The sequence below is a fragment of the Streptomyces sp. NPDC004051 genome, assembly GCF_053604275.1.
On sequence record NZ_JBSGHG010000002.1, the window covers coordinates 241,568 to 254,318 of the forward strand.

Annotated in this window: 12 protein-coding genes; 3 read left to right on the top strand and 9 right to left on the bottom strand. The window is 71.5% G+C overall.

Translation table 11 applies throughout. From position 1 onward, the window contains the following. Positions 1-139: 139 nt before the first annotated feature. The 3 genes from ACWEQO_RS04650 to ACWEQO_RS04660 all read right to left on the bottom strand — a co-directional run bounded on the left by ACWEQO_RS04650 (position 140) and on the right by ACWEQO_RS04660 (position 2,248). A complete protein-coding gene (locus ACWEQO_RS04650; RefSeq protein WP_452978861.1) occupies positions 140-487 on the bottom strand; it encodes a hypothetical protein in 348 nt (115 codons plus the stop codon). A gap of 89 nt (positions 488-576) precedes the next feature. Continuing rightward, a complete protein-coding gene (locus tag ACWEQO_RS04655; protein WP_452978864.1) occupies positions 577-1,524 on the bottom strand; it encodes a helix-turn-helix domain-containing protein in 948 nt (315 codons plus the stop codon). A 292-nt stretch (positions 1,525-1,816) separates the two neighbouring features. Then, positions 1,817-2,248 (bottom strand): ATP-binding protein, encoded by a 432-nt coding sequence (locus tag ACWEQO_RS04660; protein WP_452978867.1) that lies wholly within the window; start codon positions 2,246-2,248, stop codon positions 1,817-1,819. A gap of 153 nt (positions 2,249-2,401) precedes the next feature. Here ACWEQO_RS04660 and ACWEQO_RS04665 point away from each other — a divergent pair, with 153 nt between their 5' ends. Both ACWEQO_RS04665 and ACWEQO_RS04670 read left to right on the top strand, forming a co-directional pair. Then, on the top strand, positions 2,402-3,277 hold the full coding sequence (locus ACWEQO_RS04665) for a helix-turn-helix domain-containing protein (protein ID WP_452978870.1): 876 nt from the start codon (positions 2,402-2,404) through the stop codon (positions 3,275-3,277). Next, positions 3,274-3,483 carry a DUF397 domain-containing protein gene (locus tag ACWEQO_RS04670; protein WP_452978873.1) on the top strand — a complete coding sequence of 70 codons (210 nt, stop codon included), beginning with the start codon at positions 3,274-3,276 and terminating at the stop codon, positions 3,481-3,483. Before ACWEQO_RS04665 ends, ACWEQO_RS04670 begins: the two co-directional genes overlap by 4 nt. Positions 3,484-3,615: 132 nt before the next feature. Here the strand turns inward: ACWEQO_RS04670 and ACWEQO_RS04675 are convergent, their stop codons facing one another. From ACWEQO_RS04675 to ACWEQO_RS04685, 3 genes are all read right to left on the bottom strand, one after another. Beyond that, positions 3,616-3,981, bottom strand: coding sequence for a PH domain-containing protein (locus tag ACWEQO_RS04675; RefSeq protein WP_452978876.1), 366 nt, complete (start codon positions 3,979-3,981; stop codon positions 3,616-3,618). 101 nt (positions 3,982-4,082) lie between these two features. Beyond that, positions 4,083-5,810 (bottom strand): methionine--tRNA ligase, encoded by a 1,728-nt coding sequence (gene metG, locus ACWEQO_RS04680; protein ID WP_361453794.1) that lies wholly within the window; start codon positions 5,808-5,810, stop codon positions 4,083-4,085. A 130-nt stretch (positions 5,811-5,940) separates the two neighbouring features. Further along, on the bottom strand, positions 5,941-7,689 hold the full coding sequence (locus ACWEQO_RS04685; protein ID WP_452978879.1) for a VWA domain-containing protein: 1,749 nt from the start codon (positions 7,687-7,689) through the stop codon (positions 5,941-5,943). Between the two features lie 275 nt (positions 7,690-7,964). Between ACWEQO_RS04685 and ACWEQO_RS04690 the strand changes: the two genes are divergently transcribed. After that, the gene (locus ACWEQO_RS04690; RefSeq protein WP_452978882.1) at positions 7,965-10,052 is read left to right on the top strand and encodes a PhoX family protein; all 2,088 of its coding nucleotides are present in this window, start codon (positions 7,965-7,967) and stop codon (positions 10,050-10,052) included. A 115-nt stretch (positions 10,053-10,167) separates the two neighbouring features. Here ACWEQO_RS04690 and ACWEQO_RS04695 read toward each other — a convergent pair whose 3' ends face one another. From ACWEQO_RS04695 to ACWEQO_RS04705, 3 genes are all read right to left on the bottom strand, one after another. Further along, complete coding sequence (locus tag ACWEQO_RS04695) at positions 10,168-11,172, bottom strand: endonuclease/exonuclease/phosphatase family protein (RefSeq protein ID WP_452978885.1); 1,005 nt, start codon at positions 11,170-11,172, stop codon at positions 10,168-10,170. 54 nt (positions 11,173-11,226) lie between these two features. Further along, entirely contained in the window at positions 11,227-12,159 is a 933-nt protein-coding gene (locus tag ACWEQO_RS04700) for a hypothetical protein (RefSeq protein ID WP_452978888.1), read from the bottom strand. A gap of 132 nt (positions 12,160-12,291) precedes the next feature. Further along, positions 12,292-12,732: a hypothetical protein gene (locus ACWEQO_RS04705; RefSeq protein WP_452978891.1), complete on the bottom strand. Its 441-nt coding sequence runs from the start codon at positions 12,730-12,732 to the stop codon at positions 12,292-12,294. Positions 12,733-12,751 lie beyond the last annotated feature (19 nt).

Genomic DNA, 12,751 nt, shown 5'->3' on the forward strand with positions numbered 1-12,751 from the left:
TCGTGGGCCCGGCCGTGAATGTGGACGGCTTCGGCGGCTCTGACCAACTCGTCCGCCTTCCTCTCCACACCAGCGAGGAACTCGGCGGGTGCGGTGCGGGCGGTTTCCTCCGCACCGAAGGCGTACTCCCACTTCCAGCTCAACCGCGCACTGCTCTCATGGCTTCGTCCAGGACGGCGCTCAGTTCCCGCAGAGCCTCCTCGGCGATGGCGGGATCTTCGTGCTCCAGCCTGTTCTGTGCCTGCGCGAAGCGGGAGGACAGAGCAGGGCGCCGGGCGATCTCGATGTCTCGGGCCCAGGTGAGGACCCAGCTCCGCACGGGGCTCAGGGACTGCCACTCCACGGCCTTGGTGAAGGCGTCGTCCTTTGTGGCCTGCATCTCGTCCAGGCGCCCCGGGTCGACCACGGCGAGAGCCGTGCGCAGGGCGTCAGGAGTCTGTTCGGGACGCGGGATCAGCTCGTGCCCGTGATCGGCCTGAGTACTCATGGCGTCCTCCACAGGGTGCCCCGGCCAGAGTATCCGGACGGTGCCGCGGAGGAGCCGGACCGGGAACTGGGCAGGCCGCGAGCGGCCTGTCACGGTCGGCTCTGTTCAACGAGGGACGGCTCGTCGGTTCCGGTGTCGGGGACACCGGAACCGACACCCGCTGAGGCGCAGCCCTGGCAGTGGTGGGGGTCGGGACCGCGGTAGCCGCGGTCGCAGGTGTCGCAGTTGCGCAGGGGGTGCCGGACGGGCGGGGGCGGTTCGGGGGCGCGGAACGGCGGGAGGGGCGGCAGTTTGGCCGTCAGGCGGTGGGCCAGGAAGGCGGCGGGCCGGACCAGGGGCTCCAGGGGCAGGTCGCCGGCCAGGGCCCTGCGTACGGCGGCGGGGGTCAGGTCCCGTTCCAGCCAGGCGGCGACGCCGGGGGTGAGATGTTCGGCGTCGGTGGCGGAGAGCAGCAGGCGGGGGTCCTCGCGACGGAGGCCGGCGAGGACGTCGGTGGCCGCCTGGAGGAGGTCGGGGGAGGTGTACGCGGGCTTCGGTACGGCGGGGAGGGCGCGGCGGCGTGCGGGTTCCTGCTGCGGGGCGGTGGCCGCGCGGCGGGCCGGGGGCTTGGGCGCCTCGCCCGTTTCGGACATGGCGTCGCGTCGGCCAGGCTGGTTGCAGGAGACGGTGCGAGTGACGATCCGGCCGGTCGGGGTGCGTTCGCGGGTACGGCGCAGGTAGCCGTGCGTCTCCAGCTCGCGCAGGGCGTCGGCGATCCGGGTCGTGCCCTCCGGGAAGCGGGCGGCCAGGGACTTGATGCCGACGGGGGCACCGGCGGGCAGGGACTGGATGTGGCAGGCCAGTCCGATCGCCAGCAGGGAGAGGTCCGGGTGCTGGGTGAGGTGGTTGCCGATCACCGTGAAGCGGGTGGTGTGGCGGGAGTTGTCGTGGGTGACGCCGCCGGGGTGCCCCTTCGCGTGGGCGTTCCGGGAGGGGTTGGTTTTCCCGCCGTTACGGGACTGGGCGTGCGGGCGCACGCTAGTGTTTCGGGTATCCATCGGGAAGCTGCTTTCTTCCTTGGTGGTCAGGCCCTCGCAGTGGGATGCCAGTCCCGGCGGGGGCCGTCGTGTGTCTGGGGTCGTTGTGCCGTGCTGCGCTGAGCGTAGGGCAGACAACCCGTCACATATCCAGCTCAGTCGGTGATGTTCACTCGCGAGAGTGAGCGTGCACCGTGGGCGGGAGGGGTGGGGCTTGGTGGGGGTTCTTTCCCTCTCGTGGTCCTTGGAAAAGACGGCCGACGGCACCGGAACACACGCGCTCGGGTTCCGGTGCCTGAGCCGTTTCCGCTGGTCAGGCTGGTGGTAGATCGAGTTCCGCCCATACGGTCTTGCGGGGGACCGGTCCGAGCCGCACGCCCCAGCGGTCGGCGAGCGCTTCGACGAGGAGCAGGCCGCGTCCGGACTCGGCGTCGGGGGCGGGCACGCGGCAGAGCGGAAGGTCGTCACCTCGGGTGTCCGTGACCTCGATGCGGAGGGTCGCGCCGCGGTCCAGGAGTGCGAGGCGGAAGTCGCGTCCGGCGAGCCGGCCGTGAGTGGCCGCGTTCGCGGCGAGTTCGGCGACGAGGTGTTCGGCGGCCTCGGCGACGCGGTGGGGCAGGTCCCGGTCGCGCATCCAGTCCGTGGCGAGCAGCCGGGCGAGGCGGGCGCCTCGGGGTGTGGGTGACAGGAGCACGCTGAAGTGGTCGGTGGTCGACACGAGTTGGGTGGACTTTTTGCTGTTCACCTCACCGAGAGTGGCCGGACGTGCTTACCGTGAACAGTGACAGTCTCGACACGTAGGGTGACTGTCGGGGCTTGTCGGCCGCTGTCCGGACCGTCGGAAACCGGCCTGCGGGCAAGGGAGTTGCAGCACGGCGGTACGACAGAGGAGTGCGGTATGTCGGTGGACGGCGAGGCGGTACGGCTCCGGACCGAGGCGGACGAACCGGGGTGGGAGGTGGACCCGGACGACGAGTGGGGCGTGGCCGTTCTCGCCACGGTGGGGCGCCAGTTGAGGCTGCGGCGGGAAGCCGTGGGGATGCGGGTCGTCGACTTCGCGGGGGCGATCGGGTACGGGGATGACCTTGTGTACAAGGTCGAGGGCGGCAAGCGGATTCCCCGGCAGGAGTACCTGGACAGGGCCGACGAGGTGTTGGAGGCGGGCGGACTCATCGCGGCGGCTTGGGAGGACGTGAAGAAGGTCCGGTATCCGAAAACGGTTCGGGAGCTGGCCAAGCTGGAAGCCCAGGCAGTAGAGATCGGCATCTACGAGAGCAACGGCATCAACGGACTTCTGCAGGTCCCCGACCACGCACGCGCCCTGTTCGAAGCCATGCAGCCTCCCTACTCCCCGGAGGAGGTGGAGCGGATGGTGGCAGCACGCGCGGCTCGTTCGTCGATCTACGAGCGTTCACCCGCGCCTGCGCTCAGCTTCGTCCTGGAAGAGGCGGCTCTGCGCCGCCCGATCGGGGGCACAATGGTGTTGCGCCAGCAGCTCGAACGTCTGTTGGAGGTGGGTCGGCTGCACAACGTCGTTCTTCAGGTGATGCCGCTGAACTGCGAGACGCATTCCGGCATGGACGGCAAGATCGAGCTGCTGAAGTTCGCGGATGGTTCGGCGGTGGGCCGCTCCGATGGCGCGTTCAACGGTCGTCCGACCTCGGAACCCAAACACCTGCGCATCCTTGAGTTGCGGTATGGCACCATCCGGGCTCAGGCCCTCTCGCCACGGGAGTCGCTGGCCTTCATCGAACAACTGCTGGGAGAGACATGATCCGCAAGACCACTGCCGGGGACGCCTCCGAGCTGGCGTGGTTCAAGAGCAGCTACAGCAGCGGCAACGACGGCAACTCCTGCGTCGAGCTTGCTCTCACCCCCGGCACCGTGCACGTCCGCGATTCCAAGAACGTCGACGGCCCCCGTCTGGCGCTCGCGCCCGGCGCGTGGGCCGACTTCGTGGCACACGCGTCGGGAAGCTGACCGTTCGACTGCGCATCGCCCCGCGGGATGCTGTCGGTCGATCCGGGCCTGTGCGTGGCGTCGGCTCCCGGGACCCGGTTGTGGTCGTGGTTCCGCTCGTGGTCGTGACGGAGGCGGTGGGCTCCGTGCGGGTCAGCGGGCCACGAACTGGGTGAGGATGGCCTGGACCTCGTAGATGTCGACGCCCTTGGTGAAGGTCTTCTGCACCGGGGCCGGGGCACCGGAGATCCAGATCTTCAGTTCGGCGTCGAGGTCGAAGGTGCCGGCGGTCTCGACGGCGAAGTGGCTGATGCTGCGGTACGGGATCGAGTGGTACTCGGTCTTCTTGCCGGTGATGCCCTGCTTGTCGATCAGGATCAGCCGGCGGTCGGTGAAGAGGATGGTGTCGCGGATCAGCAGGTAGGCGGCGTGCACCTGTTCGCCGTGGCCCAGGAGGCGGGCGTAGTCCTGCTGTGCCGACGCCGGGTCGATGCTGTGTGCGTTGCCGAACAGTGCCATGAGCGCCCCCCTGGGTGAAGTGGTCGTGCTGAGACGCTAGCGAACGCGTCAGGGCCCGGGAACCTTTGTTCCCGGGCCCTGACGTCGGTGGTGCGCGGTCGTTACGCGGACTCCGGCTCGCCGCCGAAGCGCTCCTTGTACGCCTCCAGGTCCTCGTCCGTCAGCTTGGCGAAGAGGACCGGCGGGACGGTGAAGGGGGTGCCGGCCGGGACCGACGTGAGCGCGCGGGCCTCCTCGGCGGTGACCCAGGTCGCCGTGTCGTCGGCGAGGGAGAACGTCCGGCGCATCGCGGCCGCCGCCGTCGGGATGAACGGTTCCGACACCACCGCGTAGAGGCGGATCAGGTTCATCGCCGTGCGCAGGGTGAGGGCGGCGGCGTCCTGGTCGGTCTTGATCTCCAGCCAGGGGGCCTTCTCCTCCAGGTAGGAGTTGCCCGCGGACCACAGGGCGCGCAGCGCGGCCGCCGACTTGCGGAACTGCTTGGCCTCCATCTGGGACTCGTACTCGGCGAGGAGCCCGGCGATCTCCTCGCCGAGCCGGGTCTCCGCCTCGCCGGGCTCGCCGCCCGCCGGGACCGCCTCGCCGAAGCGCTTCTTCGAGAAGGACAGGACACGGTTGACGAAGTTGCCGAGGGTGTCGGCGAGGTCCTTGTTCACCGTGGCGGTGAAGTGCTCCCAGGTGAAGGACGAGTCGTCCGACTCGGGCGCGTTGGCGATGAGGAAGTACCGCCAGTAGTCCGCCGGGAGGATGTCCAGCGCCTGGTCGGTGAAGACGCCCCGCCTCTGGGAGGTGGAGAACTTGCCGCCGTAGTACGTCAGCCAGTTGAAGGCCTTGACGTAGTCGACCTTCTTCCACGGCTCGCGGACTCCCAGCTGGGTGGCCGGGAACATCACCGTGTGGAAGGGGACGTTGTCCTTCGCCATGAACTCCGTGTAACGGACGGTGTCGTCCGCCTCGTACCACCAGGACTTCCAGTCCCGGGTCTCGCCCTCGGGAGCGGAGTCCGCCCACTCCTTCGTGGCGGCGATGTACTCGATCGGGGCGTCGAACCAGACGTAGAAGACCTTGCCCTCGGCCGCCAGCTCCGGCCAGGTGTCGGCCGGCACCGGGACGCCCCAGTCCAGGTCACGGGTGATCGAACGGTCGTGCAGGCCCTCGTTCAGCCACTTGCGAGCGATGGAGGCAGCCAGCTGGGGCCACTCCTCCTCGTGCCGGGCGACCCACTCCTCGACCTCGTGCTGGAGCTTCGACTGGAGGAGGAAGAGGTGCTTGGTCTCGCGGACCTCCAGGTCCGTGGAGCCGGAGATCGCCGAACGCGGGTCGAGCAGGTCGGTCGGGTCCAGTACGCGCGTGCAGTTCTCGCACTGGTCGCCGCGGGCCTTGTCGTAGCCGCAGTGGGGGCAGGTGCCCTCCACGTAGCGGTCCGGGAGGAAGCGGCCGTCGGCCGGGCTGTAGACCTGCCGGATCGAGCGCTCCTCGATGAAACCGTTCTCGTTCAGGCGGCGGGCGAAGTGCTGGGTGATCTCGACGTTCTGCGGCGACGAGCTGCGGCCGAAGTGGTCGAAGGCGAGATCGAAGCCGTCGTAGACGGCCTTCTGCGCGTCGTGCGCCTGCGCGCAGAACGTGTCGACCGGGAGGCCCTGCTCCTTCGCCGCCAGCTCGGCGGGGGTGCCGTGCTCGTCGGTCGCGCAGATGTACAGGACCTCGTGGCCGCGCTGGCGCAGGTAACGGGAGTAGACGTCCGCCGGGAGCATGGACCCCACCATGTTGCCCAGGTGCTTGATCCCGTTGATGTACGGAAGGGCGCTGGTGATGAGGTGTCGAGCCATCGGGGGCTGCTCCCAGGTTGAAACGTACGGAATCTCCAAATCGTAGCCGACACGGGTGCGCCGCCCGCTTCTCGTTCTACGTGCTGAGAAGCGGGCGGCGCGGGACGTGCTGGGGGGTGCCCCCGTGGGGCTACGGGCGCCAGGACTTCAGGACGGCCTCGTAGAGCTCCTTGTCGGTGAGTTCCAGGGGGGACGGGCCGGCGAGGAAGTGGGCGGTGTTCGGTGTCTTGAGCTTGCGGAGGTAGTCGAAGGCCTTGTTCTCCGGGTCGCCGAAGGCGACGAAGGAGAAGAAGACCGCGGGGTGGGTCTTCGCCGCCTCGGTGAGGGCCTGGGTGGCGGGGGTCTTCGCGTCGGGGGCGCCGTCCGTCTGGAAGACCACCAGGGCGGGGGTGCCCGCGGGGGCGGCCTTGTCGTGCAGGGCGAGGACCTCGGCCACGGCCGCGTGGTAGCTGGTCCGGCCCATGCGGCCGAGGGAGGCGTGCAGGGTGTCGATCTTGTTCTCGTGGTCGGTGAGGGTGAGCTCGCCGGTGCCGTCGACCTCGGTCGAGAAGAAGACGACCTTGACCGTGGTGGCCTCGGGGTCGGCGGTGAGGTGGGCGGCGAGGGCGAGGGTCTGCTCGGCGAGGGCCTGTGCGGAGCCGTCCTTGTAGTACGGGCGCATGGACGCGGAGCGGTCGAGTACGAGGTAGACGGCGGCGCGGGTGCCGGTGAGGTTTCGCTCCGCGAGGGTGGTGGCGGCGGTGGCGTGGGCGGTGGTGAGTGCCTGGGGCAGCGAGGGGGTGGTGGTCGGCTCGGCCTCGGCTTCGCCTTCGGCCTCGGTGGGGTTCCCACCCGCACCACCCGTGCGGCTTTCGTCGTCGGGTGCGGGTGGCCCCTGCGGGGCGTCCTCGCCGTCGGCGGGTGCGGGCTCCGGTTCCGGCTGTGCTTCCGGGGCGGCAGCCGTCGCCGGCTCCGGCTCGGCTTCGGGCTTCGCCTCCGGCTCGGGTTCTGCTTCCGGCTCGGGTGCGACCTCAGCTTCGGGTGTGGTCTCGACCTCTGCCTCGGGGGCGGGGGTGGGTGCGGTTTCGGCCGCTGCTTCGGGGGCGACCTCGGGCCCGGCTTCCGCTTCGGAGGCGGTCTCGGGCTCGGCCTGCACTTCGGGGGCGGGCTCGGGCTCGGCCTTCGCTTCCGCCTCGGTCTTCACCTTGGGGGCGGCCTCGGGCTCGGGCTTGACCTCGGGCTCGGCCTTGGTTTCGGCCTTCGCTTCGGGGGCGGGCTCGGGCTCGGGCTCAGCCTTGGCTTCGGGGGCGGCCTCGGGCTCGGGCTTGACCTCGGTCTCGGGCTCGGCTGCCTCGGGTTCGGGCGTCGGCTCCGGCTCGGGCTTGGGGGCCTCTGCCTTGGTCTCGGGCTCGGGCTCTGCCTTGGTCTCGGGCTCGGACTTTGCCTCGGGGGTGGCTTCGGCTTCAGGTGTGGGCTCGGCCTCTGCCTCGGGCCTGACCTCGGCCTTCGTCTCGACCTTGGGCTCGGGCTCGGGGATGGGCTCGGTCTTTGTCTCGGGCTCCGGCGTCGGCTCCGGGGTGGGGGGCGTTACGTGGTCGAAGGCTGCTGAGACGAGGTCGTGCTCGTCGGTGCGGGGCTCCGGGACGGAGAATTCGGCCTTCGGCGTCGGCGTGGGGGTCGGTTCGGGGGAGGGGGACGGAAGCCTCGGGGCCGCCGGTGCGGCCGCGGCGGGCTCGTCGGTCCGGTCGGGCGGCGTCGGGGTGGCCGCGGTCGCCTCGTCCGTACGGGCGGTTTGTTCCGCACCGTCCGTTTCGGCGACCGGCGTCGCACCCTCCGCCTCTGCGGTGTTCGCCCTGCGTGATCGACCGAACGCGTTCCGCAGGAGAGTGAGAATGCCCATGTGCGCAACCCTTCGCATGAGTTGTAGCCCGTCAATCCCTGGCCAGGACGGACACGTAAGGTTAGCGGCCCTTGTGGGCGATCTTGGGTAGGGTCGGGTATCGGGTGCCGTACTTGTCAAGGCCGTTATCCGGCCTGCTCGGGCCCTCGTGCCGCGTTTTCAGCAACTCCCTTGACGCTTCCGCAGGTTCACTCTCCGTTCACCCCGGCGCCCGGCTGCCGCACATATGTACTCCTACGGTCACGCTGACACCCCGGGTTTCCAAGGAGAGACACGTGCGCAAGTTGTTGCCGTTGATCGGAACGCCGTCCCGCTCGCACCCTGGCGGCCGGTCCGCCATGACCTGTCGTTTCCGGTGTGGTGACGCCTGCTTCCACGAGGTGCCCAACACCAGCTCCAACGAGTACGTCGGTGACGTCATCTCCGACGCCCTCAGCCGCCGTTCGATGATGCGGGCGGCCGCCGCCGTCACGGTCGTCGCGGCCGGCGCTGGCGCCGTCGGCCTCGCCGGCGCCCCCGAGGTCCAGGCGGCGCCCGCGGCCGGGAAGGGCCACGGTCACGGGCACGGCAACAACAAGGCGAAGGGCGCCCGCGGTCTGCGGTTCACGCCGGTCGCGCCCAACACCGCCGACGCCGTCACCGTGCCGGAGGGCTACCGCCAGAACGTCGTCATCCGCTGGGGCGAGCCCATCCTGCGCGGAGCGCCCGCCTTCGATCCGGAGAACCAGACCGCCGCGGCGCAGGCCGGGCAGTTCGGGTACAACGTCGACTTCCTGGCGCTGCTCCCCCTCAAGGGTGAGCGCGGCCGGCAGGTGCTCGTGGCCAACCACGAGTACACCGACGAGATCCTCATGTTCCGTGACTACGACTCCGAGAACCCCACCCGTGAGCAGGTGGAGATCGCCTGGGCCGCGCACGGGCTCGCGGCGGTCGTCGTCGAGGAGGACAAGAAGAGCGGCAGGCTGACGCCCGTCACCCGGCACCACCTCAACCGGCGCCTCACGGCCACCTCCGAGTTCCGCCTGACCGGCCCCGTCGCCGGGTCCGACCTGGTGAAGACCTCCGCCGACCCGACCGGCCGCAAGGTGCTCGGCACCCTCAACAACTGCGCCGGCGGCACCACCCCGTGGGGCACCACGCTGCACGCCGAGGAGAACTTCAACCAGTACTTCTCCAACGGCAGCCGCGCCACCGACAAGCGGTACGGCATCGGCACCGGCACCACCGACCGCAAGTGGGAGCGCTTCGACAAGCGCTTCGACCTCGCGCAGGAGCCCAACGAGGTGCACCGCTTCGGGTACGTCGTCGAACTCGACCCGTACGACCCGGACTCCACCCCGCGCAAGCGCACCGCGCTCGGCCGGTTCAAGCACGAGGCCGCGACCGTGCGGCTGACGCACGACGGGCGGCCGGTCATCTACTCCGGTGACGACGAGCGGTTCGACTACGTCTACAAGTTCGTCGGCAGCAAGCGGATGAAGAACGGCAACAGCCGGGCCGCGCGCGAGCACAACCTCACGCTGCTCGACGAGGGCACCCTGTACGTCGCCAAGCTGACCGGTGACTCGCCGGCCGTCGAGATCGACGGCACCGGCAAGCTCCCGAAGGACGGCGAGTTCGACGGCAGCGGCCGGTGGATCCCGCTGGCCACCGCCACCGCCCGCGGTGCCGTCTCGCACGTCGAGGGCATGACCGCCGAGGAGGTCTTCGTCTTCACGCGCCTCGCCGGCGACAAGGTGGGCGCCACCAAGATGGACCGGCCCGAGGACGTCGAGCCCAACCCGGTCACCGGCAAGGTCTACGTCGCCCTGACCAACAACTCCAACCGCGGTGTCGGCTCGAACCCCAAGGCGGACGAGGCCAACCCCCGCAACGCCAACAAGCACGGCCACGTCCTGGAGCTGACCGAGCGCTGGAACCGGCCGGAGAGCACGGAGTTCGCCTGGTCGCTGTTCCTGGTGGCGGGCGACCCGCAGGACCCGGCGACGTACTTCGCCGGTTTCCCCAAGGACTCCGTCAGCCCCATCTCCTGCCCGGACAACGTCGCCTTCGACGCCCACGGCAACCTGTGGATCTCCACCGACGGCGCCGCCCTCGGCTCGCACGACGGACTCTTCGGCGTCGCCACGCGCGGGGAGCGGCGCGGTGAGCTGAAGCAGTTCCTGACCGTGCCGAGGGGCGCGGAGACCTGCGGCCCGATCATCCAGGACCGGCGGGTGCTGATCGCCGTGCAGCACCCGGGCGAGGTGGACGGGGCGTCGGTCGACAACCCGGGCAGTACCTGGCCCGACGGGCCCGGCACGTACGTCCGGCCGTCCGTGGTCTCCGTGTGGCGTGCCGACGGGCGGGACATCGGCGTCTGACGTCGGCGTCCGAGGTCGGCGTCCGACGCCGACGCCGACGCGACACGGGGTGCGGGTTCCCGCGGGGCCCGCACCCCGTCCGTCTCCGGGCGCGGTGCGGGCGGACGGGCCCGGGTCAGTCGCCGCGGTGCAGGGTCAGGTCGACGACCAGCGCGCGGTGGTCGGTGTCGGCGAGGTCGAGGAAGCGGGCCCGGTCCGCGGCGAACCGTTCGGACACCAGCACGTGGTCGATCTGGGCGCCGAACCGCGGAGTGGTTTTGGCCGGCCAGGTCGGAATCCGGTACGAGCCGGCCAGCCGGGCGGCGTCGCCGAGGCCGGTGTCGAGGATGCGCCGGAAGGCGGCGTGGTCCTGGGAGGCGTTGAAGTCCCCGGCGAGCACCGTCGGGGTCGTCCGGTCCGCGGCGGCCGCGTCGCGCAGCCTGCCGAGCTCGCGCTGCCAGAGGTCCACCTGGCCGGGGAGCGGCGGCATGGGGTGGGCGAGCTGGAGCCGTACCGCGTGCCCGTCGACGTCGGCGACGGCGCCGGGCATGCCCATGGTGCCGGGGACGCCGTCGGTGCCCTCGAGCGGGAAGCGGCTGAGGATGACGGAGCCCTCGGAGCCGCCGCCCTCGACGGCCCGCCGGTGCGGATAGGCGGCCGCCAGTTCCCGCTTCAGCAGCGCGTCGCAGGTGTACTCGCACTCCTGGACGAACACCAGGTCGGGTTTCTCCCGGAGCACGGCGTCGACCAGCCCTTCGGCGGCCCGGCCGAACTCGACGTTGGAGGTCAACACCCGCAGCTCGGCGACGGGCGGCCCGGCGGGCTCGCCGGTCTTCCCGTACGGCTCGATGAACCAGGCCAGCAGCCCGAGCAGGGCGACGCCCCACACCGCGCCGGTCCACCACCGGGCGAGCACGGTGCACAGCAGCCCGGCGGCGGTGGGGACCAGCAGCCAGGGCAGGAACGCGAGCAGCTGGGGCACCGGGGTGACGCCGTCGATGCCGGCGGTCCGGCAGCCGACGACGGCGCTCACCCCGGCGAAGAGCAGCGCCGCACACCACGCGCCGAACCGCCGCCCGCCGCCGCGGCGGCGTCCGGCGCCGTCCTCGGTGGCCGTCCACTCGGCAGTCGCAGTCTCCAAGGTCCGGCCTTCCGCTCGCGGGTGGGATGCACCGGGATGCACGGAGATCCTCCCTCAAGGACGAGGGCGTCCGGCGGGAGGTTGCGGCGGTCCGCGCTCGGGCCCGCGACCGCGGAGCCCGGTCAGCCAGGAGGCGAGGGCCACCGCCAGGCCCAGCGCGAGCAACAGCCAGGACGCGGTGCGCAACGCGGCGGTCAGGGCGTCGTACACCGCGCCCGCCGCGGGGCGGTGGGCCGGCTCGGGCAGGTCGGCCAGGGTGAGACGGCGGCCGATGACGACGGCGGCGGCGAGCAGACCGCCGCCGAGCGCGACGCCGAGCCCGGTCGCGGTGACCGCGCGGCGGCGGCGGACGGCGACGGCGATCCCGGCGGCGGCCAGGAGGGCGGCCGCCGGCGGCAGCCGGAGGGCGGCGGCGGCCAGGACGCGGTACCCCTGCCGGAGCCCGGGCACCTCCCCCGCCGGCACCACCGCGACCTCGGTGTGCCGGACCGGAATGCGCTCGGCCCACGGCATGTGATCGGCGACGAGCCGCTGCTTCACCCGGGCGGTGACGGGGGCGAGGTCGACGGTGACCGGGCCGGAGGCCGCCCGCTCGTCGCGCAGGGCGTGCAGGACGGCGTCGTGGACGGCCCGGTTCCCCGCCTCCCACGCCGTGGCGAACGCCTCGGTACGGGTGAACGAGCGGACCGCCTCCCGTACGAACGGCTCGAACGCGCTGTGCGACGAGCGGGCGGCCCCCGTGTCCAGTTCCCGCAGCACCTCGTCCCCGACGGCCTCGGCGACCGCGTCGCGTACGCCGGGATCGGCCGCCAGCGGTGCCATCGTGCCGACGTACCGTCCGGTGTCGGCCAGCCCGTACGCCGCCCAGGCCGCGAGCGCGCCGCAGGGCGCGAGCAGGCACGCCAGGGCGACGAGCGCCGCCGACAGGGCGTCGCGCAGGCGCGCGGGCGTCGGCTCGCGGCGGGGCGGTGCGGCGGCGGGAGGCATCTCCCCAGCCAAGGCGGCGGAGGCCGGACACGCGAACGCGGGGCGGGCAACCGGAGTACCGGGATGCCCGAAGCGTCCGGCGCCCGCGGTGCCGGACCGGTGGCCGCGGGGAGGGCGGACGAGGGGGCCGTGTCACTCGACGCGGCGGCCCTTCGCGTCCTCGTGCGTGTAGTAGCGGTAGAACAGGAACGCGGAGACGCCCGCCGCGGTCGCCAGCCCCAGCGCCGCCGAGCGCAGCACGCTCGTGTGGGACTGGTTGACGAGGAAGCCGATCGCGATGCCGGAGAAGGCGCCCCACAGCACCGCGTGCGCTTCGCGGCGCAACTTCGGCGCGATGTTCAGCAGGGCCGCGCACAGGACGGCGAACACCAGCGCGGTGAGGAACCCGAACAGGAGGTTCCAGCCGGTGACGGGTCCGCCGTAGCGGGCGTTGGCCGCAGCCCAGTAGCCGTAGACGAGCCCGAGGACGACGGGCACCGCCAGCTTGGTGATCCTGTGGGTCCGGTCGCCGAAGACACGGGTCGTGCCGGGCCGCCTGCCCGCGGTCCTGGGTCCGGGTGCCGCATGAGCCATGAGAGCGCTCCTCTCGGCT

What these genes read in the sequence shown, in the direction of transcription:
- ACWEQO_RS04650 (WP_452978861.1), bottom strand. Translation starts at nt 487, where the DNA reads ATGAGTACTCAGGCCGATCACGGGCACGAGCTGATCCCGCGTCCCGAA.
- ACWEQO_RS04655 (WP_452978864.1), bottom strand. Translation starts at nt 1,524, where the DNA reads ATGGATACCCGAAACACTAGCGTGCGCCCGCACGCCCAGTCCCGTAAC.
- ACWEQO_RS04665 (WP_452978870.1), top strand. Translation starts at nt 2,402, where the DNA reads ATGTCGGTGGACGGCGAGGCGGTACGGCTCCGGACCGAGGCGGACGAA.
- ACWEQO_RS04670 (WP_452978873.1), top strand. Translation starts at nt 3,274, where the DNA reads ATGATCCGCAAGACCACTGCCGGGGACGCCTCCGAGCTGGCGTGGTTC.
- ACWEQO_RS04675 (WP_452978876.1), bottom strand. Translation starts at nt 3,981, where the DNA reads ATGGCACTGTTCGGCAACGCACACAGCATCGACCCGGCGTCGGCACAG.
- metG (WP_361453794.1), bottom strand. Translation starts at nt 5,810, where the DNA reads ATGGCTCGACACCTCATCACCAGCGCCCTTCCGTACATCAACGGGATC.
- ACWEQO_RS04685 (WP_452978879.1), bottom strand. Translation starts at nt 7,689, where the DNA reads ATGGGCATTCTCACTCTCCTGCGGAACGCGTTCGGTCGATCACGCAGG.
- ACWEQO_RS04700 (WP_452978888.1), bottom strand. Translation starts at nt 12,159, where the DNA reads ATGCCTCCCGCCGCCGCACCGCCCCGCCGCGAGCCGACGCCCGCGCGC.
- ACWEQO_RS04705 (WP_452978891.1), bottom strand. Translation starts at nt 12,732, where the DNA reads ATGGCTCATGCGGCACCCGGACCCAGGACCGCGGGCAGGCGGCCCGGC.